General features: G+C 58.9%; 21 protein-coding genes and 1 pseudogene. 14 read left to right on the top strand and 8 right to left on the bottom strand.

Features of this window, described 5'->3' with window-relative positions; translation table 11 throughout:
* Window positions 1-232: 232 nt before the first annotated feature.
* Complete coding sequence (locus tag AC6A67_RS05565) at window positions 233-712, top strand: DUF4158 domain-containing protein (RefSeq protein WP_498035566.1); 480 nt, start codon at window positions 233-235, stop codon at window positions 710-712.
* A gap of 379 nt (window positions 713-1091) precedes the next feature.
* Entirely contained in the window at window positions 1092-1472 is a 381-nt protein-coding gene (locus tag AC6A67_RS05560) for a hypothetical protein (protein WP_498035565.1), read from the top strand.
* A 601-nt stretch (window positions 1473-2073) separates the two neighbouring features.
* Here AC6A67_RS05560 and AC6A67_RS05555 read toward each other — a convergent pair.
* From AC6A67_RS05555 to AC6A67_RS05545, 3 genes are all read right to left on the bottom strand, one after another.
* A complete protein-coding gene (locus tag AC6A67_RS05555) occupies window positions 2074-2646 on the bottom strand; it encodes a hypothetical protein (protein WP_498035564.1) in 573 nt (190 codons plus the stop codon).
* Window positions 2647-2679: 33 nt separating this feature from the next.
* Window positions 2680-3378, bottom strand: a complete 699-nt coding sequence (locus AC6A67_RS05550; RefSeq protein ID WP_498035563.1) for a hypothetical protein — start codon at window positions 3376-3378, stop codon at window positions 2680-2682.
* A 251-nt stretch (window positions 3379-3629) separates the two neighbouring features.
* Window positions 3630-3950 (bottom strand): hypothetical protein, encoded by a 321-nt coding sequence (locus AC6A67_RS05545; RefSeq protein ID WP_498035562.1) that lies wholly within the window; start codon window positions 3948-3950, stop codon window positions 3630-3632.
* Window positions 3951-4129: 179 nt separating this feature from the next.
* Between AC6A67_RS05545 and AC6A67_RS05540 the strand changes: the two genes are divergently transcribed.
* The 7 genes and pseudogenes from AC6A67_RS05540 (at window position 4130) to AC6A67_RS05510 (ending at window position 9650) form a co-directional block, all read left to right on the top strand.
* Window positions 4130-4702, top strand: coding sequence for a recombinase family protein (locus AC6A67_RS05540; protein ID WP_498035561.1), 573 nt, complete (start codon window positions 4130-4132; stop codon window positions 4700-4702).
* A gap of 120 nt (window positions 4703-4822) precedes the next feature.
* Entirely contained in the window at window positions 4823-5248 is a 426-nt protein-coding gene (locus AC6A67_RS05535) for a ParC-related protein (protein WP_498035560.1), read from the top strand.
* Window positions 5248-5523 (top strand): type II toxin-antitoxin system RelE/ParE family toxin, encoded by a 276-nt coding sequence (locus tag AC6A67_RS05530; protein WP_498035559.1) that lies wholly within the window; start codon window positions 5248-5250, stop codon window positions 5521-5523. The genes AC6A67_RS05535 and AC6A67_RS05530 overlap by 1 nt, the downstream gene beginning before the upstream one ends.
* Before the next feature lie 480 nt (window positions 5524-6003).
* A pseudogene (locus AC6A67_RS05525) lies at window positions 6004-6321 on the top strand (IS66 family transposase); the annotation flags it as partial.
* Between the two features lie 672 nt (window positions 6322-6993).
* Window positions 6994-7614 carry a hypothetical protein gene (locus AC6A67_RS05520; RefSeq protein WP_498035558.1) on the top strand — a complete coding sequence of 207 codons (621 nt, stop codon included), beginning with the start codon at window positions 6994-6996 and terminating at the stop codon, window positions 7612-7614.
* A 20-nt stretch (window positions 7615-7634) separates the two neighbouring features.
* Window positions 7635-8816 (top strand): hypothetical protein, encoded by a 1182-nt coding sequence (locus AC6A67_RS05515; RefSeq protein ID WP_498035557.1) that lies wholly within the window; start codon window positions 7635-7637, stop codon window positions 8814-8816.
* 240 nt (window positions 8817-9056) lie between these two features.
* A complete protein-coding gene (locus AC6A67_RS05510; protein ID WP_498035556.1) occupies window positions 9057-9650 on the top strand; it encodes a recombinase family protein in 594 nt (197 codons plus the stop codon).
* Window positions 9651-9818: 168 nt separating this feature from the next.
* On the opposite strand, the gene AC6A67_RS05505 is transcribed toward AC6A67_RS05510, so the two are convergent.
* From AC6A67_RS05505 to AC6A67_RS05490, 4 genes are read right to left on the bottom strand one after another with little or no spacing between them, the layout of a single operon-like run.
* A complete protein-coding gene (locus tag AC6A67_RS05505) occupies window positions 9819-11237 on the bottom strand; it encodes an SAVED domain-containing protein (RefSeq protein WP_498035555.1) in 1419 nt (472 codons plus the stop codon).
* On the bottom strand, window positions 11234-11695 hold the full coding sequence (locus AC6A67_RS05500) for a Mov34/MPN/PAD-1 family protein (RefSeq protein ID WP_498035554.1): 462 nt from the start codon (window positions 11693-11695) through the stop codon (window positions 11234-11236). Before AC6A67_RS05500 ends, AC6A67_RS05505 begins: the two co-directional genes overlap by 4 nt.
* The gene (locus AC6A67_RS05495) at window positions 11673-13367 is read right to left on the bottom strand and encodes a ThiF family adenylyltransferase (RefSeq protein ID WP_498035553.1); all 1695 of its coding nucleotides are present in this window, start codon (window positions 13365-13367) and stop codon (window positions 11673-11675) included. The genes AC6A67_RS05500 and AC6A67_RS05495 overlap by 23 nt, the downstream gene beginning before the upstream one ends.
* Window positions 13364-14377 carry an SMODS domain-containing nucleotidyltransferase gene (locus tag AC6A67_RS05490; RefSeq protein ID WP_498035552.1) on the bottom strand — a complete coding sequence of 338 codons (1014 nt, stop codon included), beginning with the start codon at window positions 14375-14377 and terminating at the stop codon, window positions 13364-13366. The genes AC6A67_RS05495 and AC6A67_RS05490 overlap by 4 nt, the downstream gene beginning before the upstream one ends.
* A gap of 178 nt (window positions 14378-14555) precedes the next feature.
* Between AC6A67_RS05490 and AC6A67_RS05485 the strand changes: the two genes are divergently transcribed.
* Genes AC6A67_RS05485 through AC6A67_RS05465 form a run of 5 tightly spaced genes read left to right on the top strand, consistent with a single transcriptional unit; the run spans window position 14556 to window position 25918 of the window.
* Window positions 14556-15422 (top strand): BrxR family helix-turn-helix transcriptional regulator, encoded by an 867-nt coding sequence (locus tag AC6A67_RS05485; RefSeq protein ID WP_498035551.1) that lies wholly within the window; start codon window positions 14556-14558, stop codon window positions 15420-15422.
* Window positions 15419-18949 (top strand): DUF8742 domain-containing protein, encoded by a 3531-nt coding sequence (locus AC6A67_RS05480; RefSeq protein WP_498035550.1) that lies wholly within the window; start codon window positions 15419-15421, stop codon window positions 18947-18949. Before AC6A67_RS05485 ends, AC6A67_RS05480 begins: the two co-directional genes overlap by 4 nt.
* Window positions 18946-19788, top strand: coding sequence for a hypothetical protein (locus tag AC6A67_RS05475; RefSeq protein WP_498035549.1), 843 nt, complete (start codon window positions 18946-18948; stop codon window positions 19786-19788). Before AC6A67_RS05480 ends, AC6A67_RS05475 begins: the two co-directional genes overlap by 4 nt.
* A gap of 2 nt (window positions 19789-19790) precedes the next feature.
* The gene (locus tag AC6A67_RS05470; RefSeq protein WP_498035548.1) at window positions 19791-22607 is read left to right on the top strand and encodes a DUF1156 domain-containing protein; all 2817 of its coding nucleotides are present in this window, start codon (window positions 19791-19793) and stop codon (window positions 22605-22607) included.
* 14 nt (window positions 22608-22621) lie between these two features.
* The gene (locus AC6A67_RS05465; protein WP_498035547.1) at window positions 22622-25918 is read left to right on the top strand and encodes a DUF499 family protein; all 3297 of its coding nucleotides are present in this window, start codon (window positions 22622-22624) and stop codon (window positions 25916-25918) included.
* 449 nt (window positions 25919-26367) lie between these two features.
* On the opposite strand, the gene AC6A67_RS05460 is transcribed toward AC6A67_RS05465, so the two are convergent.
* Window positions 26368-26622, bottom strand: a complete 255-nt coding sequence (locus AC6A67_RS05460) for a helix-turn-helix domain-containing protein (RefSeq protein ID WP_498035546.1) — start codon at window positions 26620-26622, stop codon at window positions 26368-26370.
* Window positions 26623-26798: the final 176 nt, after the last annotated feature.

Raw genomic sequence — 26798 nt, 5'->3', positions numbered from 1 at the left:
TCGAGAGCCTGCCGCTGCGTAGCGTTAGACTGATCGTCCCCCTTCGATACGCGTGCATAGCCGATCAGATAGGGTTCGCGGGTCATCCGGTCTCTTTCACAAACGGCCGTATCCGGAGGCAGAAACAGGTGTGACGGGTTTCCGCCACCTTCCGCCTTTCACAATCCTCTTTCATTAGGCAAGCAAAAGGCAAGAGGTTTCTGAAGGACGAAACATGCCCGCACGAATTCCAATGACCGAGCGGCAGCGCGCCGCACTGTTGGCGCTGCCTGATACCGAGACGATGGTTGTGCGACATCATGGCTTCGACGCCGACGACTTGTCCGCGATCGGTATCGCACGCACTCCAGCGACCCGGCTGAGCTATGCCCTGCAGCTGTGCTGTCTGCGCTATCCTGGACGACATCTGCGCGCCGGCGAACTGTTGCCTGCAATCATGCTCGGCCATATCGCCGACCAGGTTGGGGTTGATGCGCGCGTAATCGCCGATTTCGCGCGGCGTACGCCGACCCGGTACGAGCAGCTTGCCGCCATCAAAGCCCGGTTTGGTTTTACCGATCTGAGCCAGCCAGTTCGCACTTCGATGATGGCGTGGCTGGCAACAGAAGCCATGCCCATCGTTGACGGGCGCATTCTGCTCGTCCGACTACTGGACGAGTTGCGCACTCGGCGCATCGTTATCCCCGGCATCAGCGTGGTGGGGGCCGGTTAGAGGATGTTCGAAAACGTACGCTAAGCGTCGTGGCCGGTCTGGTGAAGGCGGAGCGGCCTGAATCGCTCGCAGGGCTTGTCCAGCTGGACGGTTCGAAAACCGCGCTTTGAGCCGAGCTCGTCGAAACTGACGGAGTCAGATTTCGGAGACGTCGAAGGTAATGCCGTTAGTCGTTTTCGCAGACTGAGATTTATGGAACGCTAGCCTGTGGTGCCGACGTCGAGGCTTGGACGCGATACCAACCACTCAAGCGTTTTCGAACACGTCGGGATGGCCTCAACGAACTTTTGGCATTGACATGGTGTAGTACGTACATGTAGTGTCTGTACAGCGCCTTGGAAGAGCGTCTTTCGAGGGCTTAGAGAAAAGGAATTCTCAAATGGCCATTACCGCCGACGTTAGCGCTGCAATTGAAGCGGCTCGTCATGAGGCTCATACGGTTCTTGATCGCAGTTTCGATCTTTTGCGAGAGCGGTTGACGCCTCCGCCGGCCGCAGCAGCTGGAAGCATCATTTACAGGGATCCCTCAGATGAAGACTGCCGCGATCCGCGTAACAAAAATGGCCTGAACATGAGCCCAGAGGGGCTGGAAATTCTATTCCGCCTTTTGGATGCCGGCGCGGGCTACAACTCTGCCGGGCGCAAATTGTCCATCACGCAAACAGCGGTTAAAAATCGGAAGAAGGATTGGGAGGCTGCTGGGGGCGCGAACCGCCAGAAAATGTTCATCCCTTATCTCGATACAATTGTCTCATCCTGATCAGATAATCCTATTCCTATGCAAAGAGCGCGCATTTCATGAAGCTGTGCCGTTCGCAGATATTAGAGAACGGTGAATGATGAGCGCGCTAACAGAACCACGCTTGGGCATCTTCTGGTTCGCCGGGCCACTCGGTCCCGGCGAGATGCCCAGAGTAGAACAACCGCAGTTGCTGGCTGTCACGACGCCAGCCAGCGCAGTCCCGTTGATTGGGGGCTTCAAAACCACAGACCTGGGCCATATTGACGTATGGCCTTCTCTTCAGCGACAGCACGCATTCCTGCGCGGACGCCCATACGAGTTTTTCCCCCGTGGACGGGTCAATTATCTCGCAGACAGTGACACCTACTTGGTGCTGCTTGATCCGGAAGTCGCTAGGTCGGACTTTCTGGAGTTGATCGATGCGCGCTTCGGGCTGCCTACATCACGTCGAGTGATGACGGACAGCCATTATAGAACACGGGTGAAGTGCAGGCTGCCCTCCAGTCGGGCGGCCAAGATCAACTGAAATTTTGGATACTCATAGCGCTTAGAAACCGGAAGTTTCACCCCTCGACCGCGCTGTCTCACCGGGGCGATTGGCTGGATAATGGGGTTACCCCTATACTCTGAGGAATTCCTGCAACGTCTTTTTCCAGTCGTTCATGGCAAACCCGGTCGATGGATGTTGCATCCGCAGCGCCGGCACTCCCTCAATGGCACCGTGGCCGTCCAGATTGGTTTGGACGCTGTTCTTCATGGACACCAAGAGGGCAGACCAGAGCCTGTAGCCGCACACGATGATATGTTCCGGTTCGAGCTCGGCCAGAACCGCCCGGAAGGGAGCGACCCCACTCGTGAACATCTCCGTATTAGGCGCAATGCGGTTATCGTTCCCAACGAACACGGGTACGAAATTGTAGAAGGCTACGGACTGCCAGAAGGCGTCGACTTCAGACTGGGTTAATGACCAACGAGGCTTACCGCCGAGCACGTGCAGCAGCTTGGAGAAGAATGCATGCCGGCCCTGGAGGGCATATGTCCGGATCACGTTCCTTGTAGCATCCGGATCGCACCGGTTGGTCCATTCATCCTCGTTGTTGTAATGGGACTCCCCGAGGATGAGTACCTTTTTGCCTCCAAGCGTGTTTTCTGGCTTCCCCCAATCTGATCCCACCCAAGGTTCAAACCGCATTTCCATCCTCCATGACGGCCTAATGCCGTGCGTTCAGTCGAACATGACAACGAGCGTCCCAGTCAGCTCGCATGCATCAAAGAATTTGACGATGACCTCGGCCTGAGGCGCGCGCTCATTCAAGAGGCCCGCAATCAAGGTCACGTTTTGCAGACCATTTTGCTCTTCCGGAGCTTCAAACTGAGCGACCAGAAAGCAGGGGCGCTCTGACTGGGGCCAAGCCCCCATCTTTCCGCTATCGAATTCAATCACTGCATCTTCGCCCGTCAGTGGCGAAAAGAATGCGCGACCGGCTCGCCCAGCCGCAGCATCGAAGATCTGCTCTGTCTCGGCGCCGATGTATCCCTGCCGCACAAAGAGCTGACAGATTGCATGTGCGACTTGATCGAAGTCAGAGGCTGGCACTTCAATGGTGAGGGCTTCGTCCCGATTGGCTGAGGAAATATTCGCAAGCGCAGGCGCCGCCACAATGTCGACAGTCCAACGCGAGCGGACGGGGGCCTCATGGACTGCTGCGGAAGTCCCGTGGATTAATCTGAAGGAAAACCCAAGATGAGCCGCCTCCTCCTTTTGGGAGATCCAGAGCGGCTTTTGCCCAGCATATGCGACGCGGATACCAGTATCGATCGGTGCGGCATCATCTGAGGTAGCTTCCAAGTCTACGCCGATATCGGAGCATGTAGAAAGGAAATTTGGGATACCTACGTGCCAGTCTGCGCTCGTGTCACTCATGGGATTTCCTTAGGTTGCAGCTTTAATCAGCTGCGATTCCCAGCACCCTTGGAGAGCCTGCAATTCCACTCGGGATTGATAAAATTGCGATGGTCAGCGCCCAACATCATGACGGCCTAGCCCACACAGCGCGCCAAAACGTAACCTTTGCCTGATCAGGCAAGACCAGAAAGGTCTGAACTCTGAGGCTAATCGCGCCTTTCGGCCGAAGCTGGCAGGGAAGAACGCTCACCTGCCTGCCTCGTTTGTGTTCAGGGATTTTTCGACAACCTCAATATGCCTCTGACAAAAGACCGCTTTTCGGCTGGGACAAAGCTGCTGTCGATGTAGAGGTCGTAAGTGTCGTCCGGCAGCACGAACCAAGTCGGATACCCGCGCGAGACTGGGTTACCTTTCGATCCGTTTGCGCCGTTCCAGCGTTGGGCCAGAACAGGCCGCCATTGGCCATCATCTGATTTCCATCGACCAACTGCCATCGACCAATCCTCGGTCTCCAGCAAGACATCGATCAACTGCCAGTTGGATTGAGGCGAAACTACCGTGTGGGGATTTACCCCCGTATTGCTTTTCATGCGGCCATCTCCTGTACCGCCTCAATGGCGATGAATATCTAGACCTTAATGTAGAAATCTAGCGAGGTCAACATCTGTACAATTATCTATAACTAGATCTATGGCGGTGCAGAAATCAACAATTTTGCACCGTACAATCAGCCATTGTTTTTCAATAACTTGCGCTGTGCAAAAATCAGGTGCAGAAATTGAGAGTGATTGGATATGCCCGCGTCAGCACCTCAGGTCAGACCCTTGCTGCTCAGATCGAGCTGCTTGAGGCAGCAGGCTGTTCGATCGTTTTCCAGGAAACAGCGTCAGGCGCGCAGTCGGACCGACCGGAACTCAAGAAGGCCGTAGCATCTCTGAAACGCGGCGATGTGTTGATGGTGACGCGACTGGACCGGCTCGCCCGTAGTACGCGCGACCTTCTCAATGTCGTTCACCAGATCGAGCAAGCGGGCGGGCATTTCAAATCGATAGCTGAGGAATGGGCCGACACGACCACGCCAGCCGGAAAACTCATGCTGACTGTCTTGGGAGGGCTCGCAGAGTTCGAGCGGTCGTTGATAGCGCGGCGCACCTCTGAGGGCCGAGCCCGTGCTGTCAAGGCTGGGAAGCAGCTAGGACGCCGTCCTCTTCTGACGGCTGTACAGCAGGCCGAGGCCCTGCGGCTGGCGGGCGACGACAAGAGCCATGCTGAAATAGGCCAGATCTTGCGCGTCTCGCGCTCTACAGTTTCACGGTTCCTAGCGAAGGCCAGAGGCCCATAGTGGGCGTTATGGAACGCCAGACAGGCGAATAACCGAAAACCGTGATACACTCTCTCAAAGATTGCTCTCCGAACAGTCAGAGAATGGTGAAACATGGGCCGGCCCGCACAAAATCCGCCAATGATCGACAGTCGCGCCGTGCGCAATCTGGTCGAGGCCCAGGCCATCCGTAGCGCCACTGTCGTGGGGCAGGGAGGCGCATGGGCGGTCTGCGTGCGGTACGGGACCCAGGAGCGCGCCATCGCCTCCACACGGGGCTCCCTGCGCACCTGGAGGCGTCTCGACAGCGCCGCAGCCTTCATCCGGGAAGAACTCGATCTCTCCCACTTCCAGGTCGACGCCAGCAGCCATGACCCGGACGCGACCGGACACACCCGCCCTGACCAGGCAGAACGCCTGCGCCGGCAGCGCGAAGCCGCGGCCCATGACGCCTGGTTCCGTGCCGAGGTCGAAGCCGGTCTGGCCGAGGCCGGGCGCGACGAGGTGATCACGGCAGATGAGGCCTACGCCGCCATCGAGGCCGCCATTTCCGCAGCCTCACGCTGATGCAGGTCGTCTACACCCGTCGGGCGCTTGAGAACCTTGGCCGCCATGCCGCCGCCATCGCCAGCGACAGCCCGGCCGCAGCCCGCGAGCAGGTTGCCCGTATCCGCAGCAGCATTGACCAGCTGGCGCGGTTTCCGGAGATGGGACGGGAGGGGCGGGTGACCGGCACGCGCGAACTGGCGGCGCCGCGCACCCCGTTCGTCGTCGTTTACCGGGTCGAGCCGGAACGGCTCATCATCTTACGCGTCCTTCATGGACGGCAAAGATACCCCTGAAGACCAAAACGCCTTGTCATCTAGTGATGTAATCCAACCTGCAATGGCCAGGAAGAATGCAAAAACGGCTACTGTCGCGGTGACCAAAACGCTCATTTCCTCTCGATTTGTCCCAAAAACTGGGGGTACGCATCGCGGCTAAAATTGGATCAGCCCAAAGAAAAAGCCGCCCGAATGCGGCTTGAGGAGGGGAGGTCTCGCTGGGGTGGGATCAGGCGGCGCTGAGGCGGGCCAGAACGATCAGGGCGGCGGCCATGGCGGCCCAGCCAATCGGCGTAGCGAACATGATGGAGCCAATCGACTTAACAGCGGTCATCTGCGTGATCCCCGGAGCAACATCGCTCCATGGCTATGGTCTAGCTGGGGGCAGAACGGGTGTAGGTGCGCTGGTGCACATAGGCAGAGCCCTCCCACCGCCTCACGAAAATTCCCGGCAGGGATGCTTAGCGTACGTTTTCGAACATCCTCTAACCGGCCCCCTATTTGAGCCAGCGTTGGCCATCGTTCACGCGCTTCCTCGACGACGGCCGGATCTGCCTGTCGAACAACGCCGCCGAACGGGCGCTGCGCGGCGTCGCGCTCGGCCGCAAGGCGTGGCTGTTCTGCGGATCGGATCGTGGCGGACGGCGTGCTGCGGCGATGTACAGCCTGATTGTCACCGCCCGCATGAACGACGTTGATCCTCAGGCGTGGCTGGCCGACGTCCTCGCCAGGATCAATGGCATTCCGGCTGCGCGCCTTGATGAACTGCTGCCGTGGAACTGGAAGGCGGCCACTGCGGGGGAAAGCGACGCCTGAGCCAAAAGCGTCTCAGATGCGGCGCCCACCGCATGCTTACGTTTGCAATGGTTTTTTGTCCTCTTCCCGTGAGGGGAGGGGATGGATACGAGCGTCGAACATGCTTCAGGGAAGCCCTGGAGCGCTGACCAACAGGGATGGGGGCTGGCGTGATGAAGGTGGGTCCAGTCAGGGCCCTGATCATCGCATACCAGTCATGGTGCTGCCTGAAGGAGGGAGGCATAAGCCCAGGTTCAGGCGGCGTAAGTCCTGCAATACCAAAAGCTTGGCGAACCAGGCTGGGGTGGCTTGAGCAGGCTCGCTCTTCATGAAGGGCCCGGCCGAGGATAGCCAGCCCATTGGAAGAGGGATGTCGCATATCTGAATACAATAGGAGATTCCGGCTACTTTGCCAAGCAGTATTCATAGCCTAAGCTCATAATTCTTCTGAACAGGTACCCGTTATGCTTCCTCTAATGAAGAGAAGTTGCGATCAGTCCAACGCGCCAAGTCTATAATGCATGGCATCATTAATAGATACATATGGCTACAATCTTTGTGGCCTACAATTCCTATAGCGCCTACAGCAGTAAAATCGCTATGGTGTTACGCCTTGAGCAGGCGTGTGCTTAACAAGCGAAGCCCCTTGCTTCGTTTATGTAATCAACGGCGATCAGATAGTAGAGGAAGAGGATGGCTCGCAAACGATCAAGAAACAGGAGCGCTGCCCTTGGTGTTCTTGCCGGCAGCGCTTTGGCCGGAATCGGCCTTAGCTTTGGTAGAGATACCTACAAGCTGGCCAAGGATAATCTCCTGTACATGATCTTTGCCTTCATATTCATGGGAGGCACAGTGTACGGCACTTGGAACATCGTTCGAGGCCACGACAGGGGCCCCATCGCAACGGTATTAAAGACTGGCCTTGGCAATGGCCTTCTCATTGCCATTAGCGTAGTGGCCTTCGCACTTATCACCTCCGGCGTGGCGAAGGATGATCCAAAGGCTCATATCCTGCTGGTAGGCACCGTTCAGGGCACCCTGGCTGCTATTGGATTGCTAGTCGGTCTGATCCAGCGGCCTGGCAGGACGCGTCGCATCCGGGTTGCAAGGGCAAACGCCCGGTTCCTTAGAGAAAATGGCTTCAGGGATGTTGGTGGCGACACGCCCACGCTCATTGCGCCCGATGGATCGGAACTGAAGCTGGAAGAAGAGCGCGATGACGCCTTTGTCTATAGGGTCCAGGGGCGTCGAAGCGTGAGAGCAAAAATTACCATAGACGACCATGGGCGCATGACGGGATATGTCCCGGCCTGACAGCTTGGATTGGAGTCTTGATGCTACGCCGCACAAAGAGGCTGATTGCTCTGGGATCCCTGACGGCGTCGGGATTAATGTTAGCCACATCGCCAGCCATTGACGCGGCCAAGCTGGCTTTCCGCCTCCATGATCCGTTCTCGCTTGCACAATTTCGCCTGCGGTATCTGCCCCCGTCAGAGTATGCAACCGCATTTGAAGACGCCCTTGCAGCGAATGATTTTGACGAAGCCCAGGCCATTGCTACGCTTGCGGCTGAGCATGGTAAGGCGCTTCCGGAGGAGACGACGCGCCGGGCGAACGTATCTATGCCTAGCCGGTCTATGACCTATATATATGATTTCATGAATGGATTTGTGCTTGGTGCCACTGAGAACATGGCGCGGCTGTCCGGAGCCATTTTGTCAGACCTGACCTTTGTAGGGGATCTGAGGGACGTTGGAATTCAAGGCAAACGCTATCTCGCGCAAGAAGAGGTTGACTGGCTGACGCTCACGCTCGCAACAGTAGGGTTGGGCACAAGCGTGGCTTCAACCACTCTAGTTGCAGCACCTGCCGATCTCGGCGTTTCAGTTCTCAAGAACGCCCATCGGCTCAACAAGCTTAGCCCGGCGCTACGATCACGGCTTGGAGAAACGGCGGCGAACGCTATCGACACCAATGCCCTTAAGCACGCAATTTCCACGTCGGGGGACGTCGTACGGATGCCATCTGCGGCGACCCTTCGAAACCTCGCACGTGCTGTTCCTGGGCCGGGGCTTGCGCCAGACGAAATTGCCAGATTCAAAGCAAGATTCATGGAGATAATGCCCATCGATACGGCCAAGGTTGCAGGCCGCTTCACTGGGGTTGTCCGCCCACAGGCCAAGGCCGAGTTGCTGACGTTGGCCAGTTCCACCGCGACCGTAATCCAGAAGGGGGGCATACGGGCGGGCTTCAAGGGCCTCGCAGTTGGGCAGGATGCAGCGGACATGGCACGCCTCGCCAAGCTTTCAGAGAAGGCCGGCAGCCGGACAGCGCCCATTCTCCGCCTGCTCGGGCGTGGGGCAGTTCAAGCCGGGAGGCTGATCTTCGGCATTATCGCTTCTGTCGCAGCACTGATAATGTTTCTGGCGGGCCTGATATGGACCGCGGCTTCGTTTGCATGGGCACTTAAAACGCTGCTATCGCGCAGCCCTTCCAAGCCCACGCCCGCCCCGTGACAGCCGGGGGTTCCCCCGGATCATAGTTTGAGATCCCCGAGCCGATTTTTGCTCCAGACCTTTCTGGTGCCATTCGAAAATGTTTCTCAGTCCCAAGCCGGGGGAGTTGCTGTCTCGCCGCCGGGTGTCCAGAAACGGACGATTCCGTACAGGGGCAAAAATGCCTGTCCACAAATTATCTTGACAGGATTTCGAACAGGAAGGATATTTTGGACAGCCTATTCGGACGAAATCGACCTCATGCCACGCACCTTCGCCTATGTCCGCGTCTCCACGACCGGACAGACCACCGAAAACCAGATTCAGGAAATCGAGGCCGCCGGCTTCCAGGTCGAGCCGCGCCGGATTGTCACCGAGACAGTTTCTGGCAGTACCGCCATCGCGCAACGCCGTGGCTTTTCTCGGCTCATGGACAAGCTGGAGTCCGGCGACATTCTGATCGTGACCAAACTCGACCGGCTCGGCCGTGATGCGATCGACGTCAGCACCACGGTCAGAACGCTGGCTGAAATGGGCGTGAGGGTCTATTGCCTCGCACTCGGCGGCGCTGATCTGACCAGCTCGGCCGGCACCATGACCATGAACGTCCTCAATGCCGTCGCCCAATTCGAACGGGATCTGCTGATCGAGCGGACGCAATCCGGCCTCAAGCGCGCCAAATCGGAAGGAAAGGTTCTCGGCCGCCCCTCGACGCTCAGCGAAAAGCAGAAGCAGGATGTACGCGACGATCTCGCGAAAGAGATGAGCGTTTCGGCCATCGCCAGGAAATTCGGGACCAGCCGGCAGACCATTATGCGGGTTCGCGACGAGAGTTCACGGTCCGTTCGACCTTAGCGTACGATTTGGCACTGCTCTTGTTCCGACCCCTGACAGGCTGCGCGAGCACATCCTCAAGCGATTGAGACGATCAAAACGGCTGTTTGCGGACGAGATCACCGCGCCGGTGCTCGACTCTGGCCGCACCGCTTCGGCCTTGCACGGCTCGACCCAGGACTTACGCAATCAAAGCAACGCAGTGGGGGCATAACTGCGCTCGGGAATGATGAATTCATGCAACTGCGTCGGTGCCATCGCATTCCAGCGATGACCAAGCGCGACAGCGAGTGCTGCGGGCCCAGCGAAATATAGTTGAATCCCTCGCGGGCGAAGGCGTGCAACGGTGGAATCCACAATACGCTTGATTGTCGAGACCGCAGCCTGCGCGCTCTTGGCCGACGGAATGGCCTCTTCAAGGTAGAGCGCCAAAACCAACTGGCTAGGAATGCTAGCAGTCCGCTCAAGGTCAGCAGAAGGATCACGCAGGATACCTACCGAAACGATGAGTTGATCACCATGCAAAGCCGTCGGCTCAGAAATTCGCCATGGCTGCCGCATCTCAGGCGAAGGCCGGTCATCGGTCGCCCAGACACCGTCCCGCGTCGGTATATCCAACTCGAAGCCGATCGCTGCACGGAACGAGCATCCGAGAGCCATGGCCGCCGTCAACCGATAGGAACCGCTGAGGGCGATGCGGGATACGGTCTGGCTGCGCAGCCATCGAGCCGTGCGATCCAGCGGCGCGAGAAGATTTTCAGCCCACTCCATTCGCGACGGGAAGATCCCCTCCCGCCCGGAAAATGCACTGGCGTCTATCTCAAGGCTCCGCTCGTTCGCTTCATTGCGATCGGACCGAATGTGCAGCGGGAAGCTCTGCGGCAGCGGAAGTGGACGTCCCAAAGCGCCCTCGATCGTCTGGCGCAGGATGGTGCGTCCAAGCGGTGCGCCAATGGAACGCCGGGCCAGCGCGCTCAACGCCTCGAACGCGTCCCCGACCCGTCTGGATGACGCATCAAGGGTGGGATAAGCTCGATCGAGTTCCATTCCGAACAGGGTGACGGCTGCGTCGCGATCCGGCAGATTGCGCTCGCTGACTTCGACCGACCCGGCAACGAAGGCCCCAAGAGGATCGCCATAGGTTTCCGTGAGCCGCTTTCGCAGTTCGGCATCGCTTGCTGCCATCACATCGGCAAAAGGGGCGTAGAAAGGCCGGGCCTTTCGCACCCGATCAGGATCTCGGGCAAGCCAACTGACAGTCGGCGGCAACCGTGGCGTGACAAGGGTTTGAACGCGCGCGGCATTCGGAAAGGCTATCTCGAACTCGGAAAACGTCTGCAACACAGCGCGCACATCGGCAGGTGCCAGCGCGCCGGCTTTCGCCTGAAATCGTTCGAGCAGCCTCTGTCTTGGCGCATGGGGCGCAAAGAACCGCGTTTCCAGGTCTTCCAACCCTTCAAAGATCATCTGCTCGAAAGCAGGATTGGCAAGCCATGCCGGCAGCCGCGCAAGACCATCCCATAGCTGGTAGTCAAAGCCGTCCTGAGCGATCACCCCTCCCATGCCGCGGGCGTCCGTCAAGGCCGGCGCATTCTCACCATTGCTCAAGTTTCCACCTCCAATATTACCGGATGCTCGGCACCCTGCGGATCGAATACCCAGGCGCCGGCGGTCAGCGTTTCCACATCCAGCCGCACGATCATCAAAACAGCAAAGGAGCCCGCGAACCGCGGATCGCTAACGATGCCTCGCATGGCGGCAATGTCGGGGTCGCTGGGTTGCACAGCGAAGCTCGGGTGACTGTGCCACTCCCCAATATAATTGTAGCGCGTATAACGGTGCTCCGTCCGCTCGAAGAAACGAACGGCATCCTTGGCAGCTTGCAGCAAATCGACGACGAAGCGCGCGAAGGTTCCCGGACGAGACTGCACGGTCAGCTCCGTCACCCGAAAATTCGACGGCGCCAGTTGTTCACCGAACAATTGGCCTCCGGTTTCCTTGATGCCCACTCGGCCGAGGGCTGCGACGAGCTTCTCGGTCTGGTCAGCCGCCACCGCTATCTTCATCCGCCCCCTCCTTCAACAATTCGAGCGCGAACGCGATCGCCTCCGGTACATTTGCAGCCTGCCCCCTCTCCCCGCGTTCACCGACGTTCAGGCGAATCGTGTGCCCATGCCCGTCAAACAGCCAGTTCTTCTGATAGCCCAACAGCAACCAGGCAGCATCGACGGGCGGAGGATGACCTTCGACTATATCGAGAATGGTGCGGGCAGCATGGCCTGCGGTGATCGTGACGACTGCATCATCGGCTATAACCGGCGACCCGTCTGTGGCCAGCATCTCGTAGCGGCGCGGCCCTGCCTCCGGTGGCTTGATGCCTTGCGCATCACACCAGGCGAGGAAGGTCGCACGACCTTCAACGAAAGGAGGATCACGCGGCGACACGCAGGCTGCGATCAGCGCACCGATACCACCGTCGAAGACCTCTACCGAAACGAAAGCGCGGCCATTGGCCTCAGCGACAGCGCCGACGAACAGGGCTGTAGCCGGATCGCCTGTCGCATCGACGATGACATGCCCCTGCGCCAAAGCTTCCACCTGCCAAGCATGCGTCTTGGCCGACCGCTGCCAGTTCAGATTGGCGTCGATAACATGAATATCCGCACCAGGAACGATGTGGAGAAGGCGCCGCTTCAACCCGTGAACCTTGCGAAACCCGACGTCGCGCCAGTCGAGCGCATGGCGCTCCAGATTGCCGGGCAGCATCACATCGCCGTCGACGAGGGTGAGATGGTGAACACCCGAGCGCAAAAGCGTTTCCGCAATCTTGGAACCCACCGAACCGGCTCCTACGATCGTCACGCGTTTCGTCGTCGCTTCCTCGGTACGTGCGGAGCGCGCACCGATTTCGTCCGGCAGAACGAACACCCGCCGCCGAAAAGTTCCTCCTTCCGCGACAAGATGAAAGATTTCGATCTGACCCCCGGATGGAAAGATGACGACAGAAGCGGTCGATGCTTCGGCGATCGCCGCGGTCAATGGATCAAAACCCGCAGCTTGGACGAGTGCTGCACGGTCCAGCGCGCCCGGCGCAGGCGGCGGATTTCCAGAAACATAGACCGGCAAAGCGACACGCCAGCTCTCAAAACTGGCATCCGGTGGACGCTGCATCGCCCGCCGATCCTCCTCATCATTGATCATGATCGGCCACACGTTGTCATGGGCTAGCCAGCGCAAGGCATTGAGGCCGGCGGCGGTTCCGCTCTTGATCCGGGTCAGACAGCCGGCACCGATCAGAACTGGAAAAGCCCCCCAGTCATACGCCTGTAAATCCCCAATATCGTGGGCTGAGGGCGCGCGGTCTTCACCCCCGCCAAGAGGATTTTCGGCAACAAGCAGATTGTAGGCGCTGCGAAGGACGTCTGCTCCGGTTGCTCCGGCATTCCAGTTATCAGGCCGAAGCTCCAGGCAGAGCGTCCCCGTGCCATATTGATGTGAGCTCCACCGAACCTCGCCCTGCGGTTCGACCCAGGCAGGGACTTCGGGATACTGGTCGGGATAGATCAGTCGGATGGGGTAGCGATGCCCATGCGCAATCAGGATACCTTCCGCGCAGAACATATTTTCATGAAAGCGCCAGCGTTCCAGCTCAAACCAGTTCTCGTCGCCGGCAACGGCCTCGACCGCGGATTTTTCTGCCGCCAGCCTGGCGGATTCGACGGCCCACCAGAATTTCAAGCGAAGCCCCGCGGCTTGTTCGCCGGAGCGGCCATGGCGTTCGGGAACGTATAACCCGCGGCGACAGGCGCCGCTGCCGCAAAGCCTCCATAGGTCGCTGCTTTCGCCACGTTCGCGGTGAACTTGAACCGATCACCGAACACCCGACGCCACTGGCGGGTCGCCTCCTCCATATCTGCAGCATCCTGTGCTCGACGGGCTATATCAGCGTAGACGCGAACCTTTTCGATGAAATCCTTCCACTGTGCGACCGACACTTTGCCGAGGATGTCGTTCGACGGGTCCGCAGGGTCGGCGAGGAAAGGCTTCTGATTATTCGCCGCGAGCCAGGCGTATTCATTGTAGATATTTGTGAGGAGCTGCGCGAACGCCTCGCCGTAATGCGCTTCGGCCGTCGGCGCATGCCGCGAAGCGAGAACTTCCAGGACAAAACCCTTGGGGCGACGGCCGCTAGGGTTCATCCTGCGCCACCACTTGAACAGTTTGACGAGCGGCTTGAACCGCCCGCCGAACTTTTGGTTCTGCTCCGCGCTCCAACTGGTATGAACTGGCGGATTCGTGAATTTCCAAGTGCCTGTATCTCGATCGGGGATCATGTAGCCGTTCCACGTCGACACGACCGGAACGATGTCCATCTCAGCCTGCCACGTTTCCACACGCACCGAGCGCTTGTTGATCCGCTCGACCTCGTAGCCGTTGCCACCATCCTCAAGCGCACGGCACACTTCCTTTAGCACATTGTCGGGATGATCATTGGTCGAGAAGTTCGTGACGACGATGATGTCCACGTCGGGACGCTCCACCCCGCCAGCCGTCGTGCGAGGACGGATGGACGTGCTGCGAGCATAGCTCCCCGACAAAAAGCTGGTGACGTATCTATCCTTGAAACTCGACTGGGTCCGCAGATGTTCACGGATGCCATTGTGGCCACCAGAAGATCTGGTCTTCGTCGTTTGGCTGGGCTCGATGTCTTCGAGCAATTCGGCAAATCGAGCCTGAGGAACCGGCATAATACCTCCGCATGTTCTTCGTTCATACGATGCTGGCTCCCTTGACGTCGCCCGATCCGGAAGCGCGCATATCGACAATCAACCTTCCTTCACCGTTGACTCGCCAACATGTCGCATATATAAACTATACGCACCAATGGTCAAGGTGTGTATAGTTTCTTATCTAATAATGGGGTCGATGGTGCGCTGGGGTGTTGAGCAGAGACTAGAATTCATTGAGTTCCGTCTGTTCTGGGAAGGTTCGATCAATCGAGCCGACATCCGGGAGTTCTTCGGTGTGTCTGTCCCTCAGGCGTCCAAGGACTTGACGCTCTATCAGGAGCGTGCGCCGGGAAACATGGAGTATGATACCCGTGGCAAACGCTACGTGGCTTCCGAAAAATTCGTTCTGCGCTTCCTTGAGCCGGACCCTTACATCTATCTGTCGCAGCTACGCTCGGTTGCCGAGGGATCTGCGCCTGCGGGCGACTCTTGGATTGCAGCCCTTCCCAGCGCCGATGTGGCGCTGACCCCTAGGCGGGACATCGACATCGAAGTTCTACGCAAGATTCTCGACGCCACTCGCGAGGGCGTCTCCATAGATCTCTTTTATCAGTCGATGAACAAGGCGCGGCCGGAACCCGTCTGGCGAAGGATCACGCCGCACGCCTTCGGCCATGACGGTTTTCGCTGGCACGTCCGTGCCCATTGCCACCTCGAACATAAGTTCAAAGACTTCTTACTGCCTCGGATTTTGAAGGTCGGTGTGAAGGGGGAGCCGGGAGAGGCAGGCGAGCAGGACTGGCTCTGGAACAATTATTTCGACGTCATCATCGGGCCGCATCCCGCACTGACGGAGAGTCAAAAAGCGGTCGTCGCGAAAGATTATGGACTGGATCAAGGTAACGGCATGCTTACCGTTCGTTACGCGATGCTATTCTATGTCTTGAAGCGCCTAGGTTTGCTTGGTGATGCCGCGAAGCAGAGTGCGCATACACAGCATATCGTAGTAATAAACCGCAAGGAAACCGAAGCTGCACTAGAAAAGGCGGGGCTTCAGTTATGAACGATTTTGGGGGATGCCAACTGATGGGGGCAAGGCTTGAGGACGTAAAGAACGGGGCATCGGTACGGGGCGTTGCCTCCGCGCAGGCCGTGCAGGTCGTCTCTGTCGACTGGATTGGCGATCAGGCCATCAATGTTGTTTACAGGGACCACAATGGCACCGTTGCAGAGACCGTGCTCTACCGGGATGATGAACATCGCCTTGAGGTGGAGCAGAATGGCCGTCCCTGGTCGTTCGATGCTGATGGTGCGTTGTTGCGTCTGGTGACAGAAGCCAACCGCATCAAATTGGCGCATTACTTCGACCCATATCTGGCCGTTCACACTAGTCTCGTCGATCCGCTGCCCCACCAGATTTCGGCGGTCTATGGCGACATGCTGCCACGCCAACCCTTGCGCTTCTTGCTTGCCGATGATCCAGGCGCCGGCAAGACGATCATGGCCGGCCTCCTGATGAAGGAACTCATTGCCCGCAGCGACCTGGAGCGTTGCCTCGTCGTCGCGCCAGGTAGCCTAGTCGAACAATGGCAAGACGAACTCGGCCAGAAATTCAACCTCGAGTTCGATATCCTGACCCGCGACATGATCGAGACCTCACGATCGGGAAATCCCTTCAGTGATCGGGATCGGCTGATCGTTCGCCTCGATGTGCTGGCACGTAACGAAGAGCTTCAGGAGAAGCTCATGAGCGCGCGCGAATGGGATCTGATCATCTGCGACGAAGCCCATCGTATGTCGGCCACCTATTTCGGCGGCGAGGTCAAATATACGCGGCGCTATCAGGTCGGTCAAAAGCTCGGCCAAGTCTGCCGGCACTTTCTGCTCATGTCGGCGACGCCGCACAACGGCAAGGAAGAGGATTTCCAGCTGTTCATGGCTCTGCTCGACGGCGACCGATTCGAGGGCCGGTTCCGCGACGGCGTCCACTATGCCGATACCGAAGATATGATGCGCCGGCTGACCAAGGAGGAATTGCTCCGGTTCGATGGTCGGCCGCTGTTCCCGGAGCGCCGTGCATATACGGTGAAGTATGAGCTCTCTGAAGGAGAAGCTGCGCTCTATACAGCCGTCACCGAATATGTGCGCACCGAGATGAATCGCGTGCAACGTTTCGCCGAGGGGGACGGAAAGAAGCGCAACAATGTCGGCTTCGCCTTGCAGATCCTTCAGCGGCGCCTCGCATCGTCGCCGGCCGCCATCTACCAATCCCTCAAGCGCCGTCGCGAACGGCTGGAGAATGAGCTGGGCGAGGCGCGCCTCGCCGCCAAGGGCCGCCGGGCTGACCTGCCTGAAGCGGCGATCAACGCGGACATGCTCCGCAACATCGAGGAATACGGCCAGGAGGAGATCGACGAGCTTGAGGATCTGATTTCCACGGGCGCGACGACCGCCGAGACGGTCGAGCAGCTTGCCTTGGAAGTCGAGACGCTGAAGGGACTGGAGGGGATGGCGCTCGGTGTCCTTCGTTCAGGCGTGGATACAAAGTGGAGCCAGCTCAATCGCATCCTTGATGACGACCTCATGGTCGACTCCGCCGGTAATCGCCGCAAGCTGATCATCTTCACTGAGCCCAAGGACACGCTGCACTATCTGCTCGACAAGGTGCGGGCGCGGCTCGGCAATCCCGAGGCCGTTGAGGTGATTCACGGCGGCGTGTCACGTGAAGAGCGGCGCAAGGTCGTCGAGCGCTTCATGCAGGACAAGGACATGCTGGTCCTCATTGCCAATGACGCGGCCGGCGAAGGTGTGAACCTTCAGCGTGGTCACCTGATGGTGAACTACGATCTGCCGTGGAACCCCAACAAGATCGAGCAGCGGTTCGGCCGTATCCATCGCATCGGCCAGACCGAGGTTTGCCACCTGTGGAATCTCGTCGCGGCCGATACGCGCGAGGGTGAGGTGTATGCCCGCCTGCTCGAAAAGCTCGAGGCTGCGCGTGAGGCACTGGGCGGACGAGTCTATGATGTCCTTGGCGAATTGTTTGACGGCGTAGCGCTCAAGGACTTGCTTTTCGAGGCGATCCAGTACGGCGAGCAGGAGGACGTCAAGGCGCGCCTCTTCCAGCAAGTAGACGGCGCTGTCGACCAGGGCAATCTTCTCGAGTTGCTGCAACGCCGTGCTCTAACTAACGACACGATGCCGGAAGCGCGGGTCGAAGAGCTGCGGCTCGAAATGGAGCGGGCCGAGGCGCAGCGTCTCCAGCCTCATCATATTCAGAGCTTCTTCGTCGAGGCGTTCCAGCACCTAGGTGGCAAGATCAAACGTCGCGAGGAAGGACGCTGGGAGATCACTCATGTGCCCGTGCGCATCCGCGAGCGGGACCGTCAGATCGGGACCGGCGCGCCGATCCAGACCCAGTATGAACGCATCTGTTTCGAGAAAGATAAGATCAACCAGCAGCCGGTCGCGGCCTTTGTCTGCCCTGGTCATCCGTTGCTGGAAGCGGTGATCAGCCTGATACGTGAGCAGTATGAACAGATCATGCGGCAGGGCGCTATACTGGTCGATGACACCGACACTGCCGAGGGGCTGTCCGCCATCTTTCTTTTGGAACACAGCGTACAGGATGGCCGTGTCACCAGCGCCGGCAAGCCGCATGTGATCTCGCAGCGGCTCCAGTTCGCGGCGATCGACAAGAGCGGAAACACCGTAAACGCTGGCATCGCCCCGCACCTGAATCTGCGCCCTGCAAAACCAGAAGAGGTCGCCACCGTGCGTGATCTTCTCGATGAAAGCTGGCTGACCACGGATCTTGAGAAAACCGCGATCCGGTTTGCGACGGTCGAGCTGGCTCAGCGCCATGTCGCCGAGGTCAAGGCGCGGCGCGTGCCCGAGATCGAAAAGGTCGAGCAGGAAGTGCGCGCCCGGCTCAAGAAGGAGATCAACTACTGGGACTCGCGCGCGTTCGAGCTGAAGGAGGAAGAGCGAGCCGGCAAGAAAACGCGGGTGAACTGGCAAAATGCGCAGCGCCGGGCCGAAGATCTTGTCGATCGGCAGAAGCGCCGCATGGACCAGCTTGAACGGGAGCGGTTCATCTCATCGCAGCCGCCGCGCGTGCGGGGTGGCATGGTCGTTATCCCGCGGGGCCTGCTGGAAGCGCGTCAGGCGCCAAGCATTCCGAACCATTTCGCGGAAGACCCGGCCGCCCGCCGTGAGATTGAGCTTGCGGCGATGGAAGCCGTCATGGCGGCCGAGCGCGCTTTGGGGAATGAACCGGTCGATGTCTCCGCACAGAAGGTCGGCTACGATATCGCCTCACACGATCCGAAATCGGGGCATCTGCGCTTTATCGAGGTTAAGGGCCGCGTCGACGGCGCTGACAGCGTGATGGTTACGCGGCAGGAGGTCATTACTTCGCTGCACGAACCGGAAAAGTTCATTCTCGCCATCGTGCCGGTCGCCGCAGGTTTTGCTCATGCGCCCCGCTATGTGCACGGACCGCTCGTGGAACGGGAACCGTCGTTCATCGAGACCGCGATCCAGTTCCACCTGCCGCGCCTACTGGAGCGGGCGGAGGCACCGCGGTGAGGCTGGATTTCACGGAGTTTTCGTATGGCTACGCATTTACAGAAAACTTGATCCGATCGAGCACGACCGGCGCGGCAGGGGTCCCCGTTTTCCCGAACCTCGTTCAGGAGGCGCAACTTGGGTATGATGTAAAAATCAACCTTCCGGCGCTGCCATTGTTTTTTCAGTTCAAACTGCCTGAACTGATGGTGCGGCATACCGCGCGCGAGATTTCGCAACTTGCGCTTCCCGGCTTGTCAGTACCTTTCTTTCGCATGTCGCTGATGCGGCGTAATCTTTCTGATCAGCATGCCCACCTGATCCGGTTGGAAACCCGCTTCCCGGATAGCGTGTTCTACGCCTCGCCCGCATTTGACAGCGCGTCAGCCTTCAATAGCGCATATGGCTTGGCGGAAGTGCATTCTCGTTCAGCGCTGTTTTCGCCGGCTGATATCGGGCCTTTGCCTGACGATGAAGGTCATGCGGTCTCGTATACCGCAACGTCCCACGTCGGGTGGAGGTGTTCTGAGCCCAAAAAGGTCGGGGCGCTGAGATTCGAGACATTGTCGCAAGAGTTTACCGGAAGGCTCACGCAACGCGCCGAGCAAACGCTTGAAGACACTGTCGGTGAAATTCGTGAGGGCGTTTGGCCGTTGCTACCGTCAGAACTTCGCGGAGCAGAAGCCGCAGTACGCAATCGCATTGAGGCCCGCAGCAAGGCTGCAGTTGAGGCCGCGAGCGTTGATCGCATCCCTGCGGTATCGACTGAAATCCTTGTGCTTAGAGAACTTGTTCGCGTTGGACTAGGTGTCGATCTGCTGATCGCCCAGCCTCGCGAACCCAAGAAGGCGACGAAATAATCATGGCTACACAATACAAAAAGAAACTCATCGAAGTCGCCATCCCGCTGGAAGCGATCAATGCGGCTTCGGCGCGCGAGAAGTCCATCCGGCATGGGCATCCCTCCACGCTGCATCTGTGGTGGGCGCGGCGGCCTTTGGCTGCGTGTCGGGCGGTGCTGTTTGCGCAGCTTGTTGATGATCCCTCAAGCCTGCCTGACCAGTTCCCGACGCCAGAGGCGCAGGAGGCCGAGCGCAAGCGGCTGTTCGCCATCATCGAGGATCTGGTGAAATGGGAGAACTCGACCAACGAGGAGGTGCTGGAACGCGCGCGGGCGGAAATCCGGCGCAGCTGCGGGGGCGAGTTGCCGCCGGTCTATGATCCGTTCTCGGGCGGTGGGTCTATTCCGCTGGAAGCGCAGCGGCTGGGCTTGCCCGCCTATGGGTCAGACCTGAACCCGGTGGCGGTGATGATCGGCAAGGCGATGATCGAGATCCCGCCGAAGTTCAAGGACATGCCCCCCATCCACCCCGGCATCAAGGCGCGACAATTCTACCGCAATGCCGAAGGGCTGGCCGAGGATGTGAAGCACTACGGCGAATGGATGCGCGAGAAGGCATGGGAGCGGATCGGACATCTTTACCCGCAGGTGGACCTGCCCAAGGAATATGGTGGCGGCAAGGCGACGGTGATCGCCTGGATTTGGGCGCGCGGCGTGCCGAGCCCAAACCCGGCGTTTGAATCGGGAACAACCCCACTCGTGAACTCGTTCTTGGTAGCAAGCAAGAATGGCACGCATACGATCGTCCGACCTGTTATCAATAAGGACAAATCCAAAATCGACTATGAGGTCGTATCGGGGAAATTCAGCGACGCCGAGCTAGCGACAGTGAAGAAAGGCACCAAAGCCGGAAAGGCAGAGCACTTTCTTTGCGCATACTCTGGTGAGACCATAACGCGTGAATACATTCGAGCCTGCGCAAAATCGGGGCGCATGACACCAGTCTTGCTCGCCGGTGTCGTTGATATCGACGGTAAGAAGCTTTTTGTTTCTGCAAACTCTCCGGGGATTGATCTGGAGCTTCCTGAGAATGACGCCAATAACGCGAAGACTGTAAAGGAGACGCATCTATCGGGCGCAACGCCGGTTCGAGCTATGGTCACCGGCGGCGTTTGTTCGGCCTACGGGATGGAAACTTGGGGTGATCTGTTTACCGACCGCCAAGCACTGGCCCTTGATGCTTTCTCGAGTCTCATTAAAGATTTGCGCGAAGTTGCTGTGAGCGATTTCAGCGCCGCAAACGAAGCTCGAAAGCCGGAAGACGCTGCCGCATATGGTGACGCAATCGCAATTTTGATGACTTGCGCCCTTGGGCGGGCTGCTGATTTCTGGTCAAGCAATGCGACATGGGAAAGTTCTGGTGGCTTCATTTCTCATGTTTTCACTAGGCAGGGCCTTCCAATGGTTTGGGATTTTGCCGAAGGCAATCCCTTTTCAAATGGGACTGGAAGCTGGGAAAGTACGTGTGTCGAATGGGTCGTTCGTGTGATTTCATCCGTCTGCCCTAGGGCGTCTGGATCCATTCAGATGGCCGACGCGGCAACGGTAAATTACGGTCGGAACTTCGTTTTCTCGACCGATCCGCCGTATTTCGACAACATCAGTTATGCCGTCCTGTCAGATTACTTTTACGTCTGGCATCGAAAGGCTTTGAAAGAGGTTTTCCCTAGTATTTTTGGGTTCCTCGCGACCCCTAAGAACGAAGAACTAATTGCGATGCCTTATAGGGCTGGGGGAGACAAATCCGCGGCCGAAGACTTTTTCGTATCTGGAATGCGGTCAGCGATGGCAAATCTGGCGGCGTCGTCTCAGCCTGAGAGCGTGGTAACGATCTACTACGCGTTTAAGCAAAGCGAGATCAAACTTGAGGGCACAAGTTCGACTGGTTGGGCAACCTTTTTGCAGGCTGTGCTCGAGGCTGGCCTTTCGGTAGTAGGAACGTGGCCTGTACGTACTGAACGAAGCGCACGGTTGGTTGCTGTGGGCACCAACGCCCTCGCGAACTCGGTCGTCCTCGTCTGCCGCAAGAAGGAAGCCACGGCAGACACCATCACTCGCGCCGAGTTCATCCGCGCCCTGAAACGCGAACTGCCCCCGGCCATCGCCGAGCTTCAGGCCGCCAACATCGCACCGGCCGACATGCCTCAATCGGCCATCGGGCCGGGCATGGGCGTGTTCTCGCGCTATAAGGCCGTGCTCGAATCCGACGACAATCCAATGAGCGTGAAGACCGCGCTTCAGCTCATCAACAAGGAACTCGACGAATACCTGGGCGGCATCCAAGGTGAGTTTGATCCAGACACGCGCTTCGCCATCACCTGGTTCGAGCAGAACGGGTTAAAGACTGGTGACTACGGTACGGCCAACAGCATCGCTACGGCACGCGGCATCTCTGTTGAAGGCGTCAAGCACGCCGGGATCGTGGAAAGCTCTGCTGGCAAGGTGCGCATCCTGACCCGCGACGAGCTCGACGAGGCTTGGGAGCCGACCACCGACGGCCACCTGACGGTCTGGGAATGCCTTCAGCACCTCGTCAAGGCGCATGAGCAGGACGGCATCTCGCACGATACTGCCGTCCTGCTGAAGAAAATCGGCAGTCATGCCGAGGCGGTGAAAGACCTTGCCTATTGCCTTTACGACATCAGCGCGAACAAGCGGAAGGATGCGAAAGAGGCCACCGCCTACAACGCGCTAATCGCCGATTGGGCCGAACTGACGAAGGCGGCGGCGGCTATCCATGACACGAGCGGGGATCGTCAGACCCGCATGGATATATAAGGGGGGAACGGGACATGGCAAAAAGCACCCGCCAATATGTTTTCGAAGGCATGGAACTGCTGCCGTCGGCGCTGATCCCATTCGTGGAAAAGCGGCTGGAGACGTCGCTCAAGGGCCATTGGCAATTGGACGTGATCGAACGCGTCCAGGGCCTCCGCCCTAACTCAGCCGGAGAGGTTGGATGGGATCAGCAAGGGCTACTCAAAACCATGATGGCCTTCTGGAAGGACGCATTTGCAAACGTCCTTGGACATCCAGAACGATCCTATGTGTCGGAGCTGCTCGACGTGCGCAACAAGCTCTCGCACAATGAGAATTTCACTTACGACGACGCCGAGCGCGCACTTGATTCGATGCGCCGCTTGATGGAGGCGATCAGCGCGGGTGAAGTCGCCGAGCAGCTTGGCAAGATGCGCGACACCATCCTGCGCACGAAGTTCACCGAACTGGCCCGTAACGAAGAGCGGCGGAAAACCCAGCGTCTTGAGATTTCAGTCGAGACCGTGGCGGGCCTGCTGCCGTGGCGCGAGGTGGTCGAGCCGCATCCGGATGTCGCCACCGGCGAGTTTCAGCAGGCCGAGTTCGCGGCCGACCTTGCCAAAGTGCATTCGGGCAGCGCGCCATCGGAATATCGTGATCCTCGCCAATTCTTCAGCCGCACCTATCTGACGGAGGGCTTGAGCACACTCCTGATCGGGGCCGCGAAGCGGCTGTCCGGCAGTGGCGGTGATCCCGTTGTCGAACTGCAAACCAATTTCGGCGGCGGCAAGACCCACTCAATGCTGGCGCTCTATCACATGGCCGGCCCGACGCCGGTGCAGGATCTGTCGGGCCTCGATCAACTCCTTGAGAAGAACGGGCTGACAGTCCCCAAGGATGTTCGCCGGGCAGTGCTGGTTGGCACTTCGCGGGGGCCGCAGGATGTGCTGATTGCCGAAGAAGATCGAAAGATCCGTACGACCTGGGGTGAACTGGCCTGGCAGTTAGGCGGTGCCGAAGCCTTCGACATGGTTGCCGAAAATGACGCCAGCGGGATTGCGCCGGGCTCTAACCTGCTCGAAGCATTGTTCAAGAAGTATGCGCCGTGCCTAATCCTGATCGACGAATGGGTTGCGTACCTGCGGCAGATCTACAAGGTCGATGGACTGCCTTCGGGATCGTTCGATGCGAACCTGTCCTTTGTTCAGTCGCTGACCGAGGCGGTCAAGGCCAGCCCCGGCACACTGCTCGTCGCGTCCTTGCCAGCCTCGCAGATCGAGGTCGGAGGCGAAGGCGGTCAGGAAGCGCTGGCGCGTCTCAAGCAGACTTTCAGTCGCGTTGAGTCCTCGTGGCGGCCGGCAAGCCAAGAAGAAAGCTATGAAATTGTCCGGCGGCGGCTCTTCAAGGACATCCCCGGCGACAAGTTCCATCACCGTGACAATACCCTGAAGCAGTTCGCCAAGATGTACCGGGAGAACGCCAACGATTTCCCGCAGGGCTGCGCGGATGAGGATTACCGGCGCAAGCTGGAAAAGGCTTACCCCATCCATCCCGAACTGTTCGACCAGCTTTACACAAGCTGGGGATCGCTGGAAAAATTCCAGCGTACGCGCGGTGTATTGCGCCTTATGGCGCAGGCCATCCACGAGCTGTGGATGAGCGGTGATCCATCGGTGATGATCATGCCGGGCAGCGTAGCGGTCAGCTCGCCCCGCGTGGAGCCGGAATTGCTCCACTATCTCGACGTGAGTTGGCAGTCGATCATCGCCGGCGACGTCGATGGCACTGCCTCCACGCCGTACAAGGTCGATCAGTCGGCGCCTAACCTGAACCGCTATTCGGCGACTCGGCGCGTTGCCCGCGCAATCTTCATGGGAACGGCGCCCACGGCTCAGCAGCAGAACACCGGCCTCGATGACAAGCAGATCAACCTCGGCGTCGTGCAGCCCGGCGAGCGCCCGGCAATCTTCGGCGATGCGCTGCGCCGGCTGACCAACCAGGCCAAGTTCATGCACGCGGATCTTGGTCGGTACTGGTATTCGATGTCGGCAAGCCTCAACCGCATCGCGGCGGACAAGGCCGCGCAGATCGAGGCGGCGCTGGTCGACGTGACGATCGACGCCGAACTCGGAAAATATGTGAACGGCCTCGCCGATCGTGGACATTTCGATGCCGTGCAGGTGGCGCCGGCCTCATCGGCCGAGGTCCCTGATGAAGCGGGCGGCGTGCGCGCCGTGGTGCTGGGCGTCAAATATCCCCACAACGGGCGCGATGGTTCGGATGCGTTGGTCGAGGCGAAGGACATCCTCACCCAGCGCGGCAGCACGCCGCGCGTTTATCGCAATATGCTGGTGTTCATCGCCGCAGAAGCTCGCCAGCTCGATCATCTGAAAGATGCCGTGCGCGCCTCGCTCGCCTGGGGAGAGATCGTGCGCGATACGGAGCGGCTGAACCTCACCCAAAGCGACAGCGCGCTGGCCAAGACAAAGCTGGCTGAAGCCAACGAAACGATGAAGACGCGCCTGAAGGAGGCGTGGTGCTATCTGCACTATCCGGCCCAAGAGAGTGCTCAGGCTGATTGGGAATGGGTGTCGGGCAAGATTTCCGCGCAGGATGGGCTGTTGGCCCGAGCCAGCAAAAAGCTGGTAGCCGAAGAAGGTCTGCTCGTAGAGTTGGGGCCGTCGCGCCTCGACCGTGATCTCCAGAAATACATCTGGAACGGCAAGTCTCACCTGTCGCTGAAGGACCTGCGGGAATATCTCAACCGCTATATCTACCTGCCGCGTCTCAAGAACCAGGAGGTCTTGGTCAAGGCCGTACAGGCGGCAGTCAGCACCATGGTACCCGGCCCATTTGCCTATGCCGAGCGGTGGGATGAGGCGGCGGACACCTATCTGGGGCTGGCGATCGAACGGGCGACCAGCGCCGTGGTTGTGATCGATAGCGACAGCGTCATTGTGAAACCTGAGGTGGCTGAGGCGCATCGTCCGGCGCCGGCACAGCCGGGAGTTGTTGACACCCCTTCAGGCACTGGCGACAGTGCTCCTGCGCCCGACGGACAATCGACGGATAGTGGACCAGCGAAGCCTCCAACGGACAAGAAGCCGACGCGCTTTTCCGGCGCCGTGATGATCTCACCGGATCGCCCGGCCCGAGACATCCATCAGATCGTCGAAGCAATCGTCGAGCAGCTCACGACGTTGCCGGGCAGTCAGGTGAAGCTCAGGCTTGAGATCGAAGCGGAAGTGCCTGATGGTCTTGAACGCGCCAAGGTGCGGACGTTGGTCGAGAATGCCAACACGCTAGGTTTCATTGAAAAGTCGCTGGAATAGCCGAGGAGGCAATCTCATGCGCTGGCCCAATCGTACTGGCCGACAAATTTTACTTTCGCCCGGTCGATCCCGCCATCGACCGGGCCAAGCTCAATAACCGCCGACATGCCGGATTATCATTCCGATCAGACCATATCATGCTGAATGGCAGAACTTCGCCCTCGATTTTTCGGTATGTAATCCTGGGAAATCTGGCGCCTGTCGTCGCTTCGCTGGTCAGGGTCAGGCCTTGGCCGACCGCAACCAGCGACAGGATATTGTCTCTCCCGACCTGTTGGGTCTGAATCTCCACCTTGCGGCCGACATCCGCAAGTCGTGCGACAAGATATTCGTGAATCTCCAAGCCCGGCGCGCCGTCGCTCACGATGAACCGTTCCGAGGCCAAATGGCGTCATCTCAAGGTTTGTGCGCTAGACAACGATTTGACAGACATAATGAGAACATAGGTGTCAGGCGGCCGCGCGGAGATACTGGTATAGGGTTTCACGGCTGATCCCCAAGTCGCGGGCGATGACGGCTTTGCGCTCGCCGGCTGCGACACGGCGATGCAACTCGGCCAGCTTTTCATCGGACAGGGACCGTTTTCGCCCACGATAAGCGCCGCGTTGCCTGGCGATCGCAATGCCTTCGCGCTGCCGCTCCCGGATCAAGGCGCGCTCGAATTCGGCGAAAGCACCCATGACGGAGAGCATCAGATTGGCCATCGGGGAATCCTCGCCCGAGAAGGTCAGACTTGGACGGTTCGAAAAACCTGGTGCTTTGAGGTCTCTGGAGCGAAACTGACGCTGTCAGATTTTGGAGGCATCGATGGCCAGCCAGCCCGGTTTCTTTGATCTTGCGGACCGTTACGCGGCGCTGAGCGCTGCCGGTGATCCCCTTG

The sequence above is a fragment of the Camelimonas sp. FR25 genome (assembly GCF_059740505.1).
The sequence above is the reverse complement of the archived record's forward strand: the minus strand, read 5'-3'. Positions and strand labels throughout refer to the sequence as shown.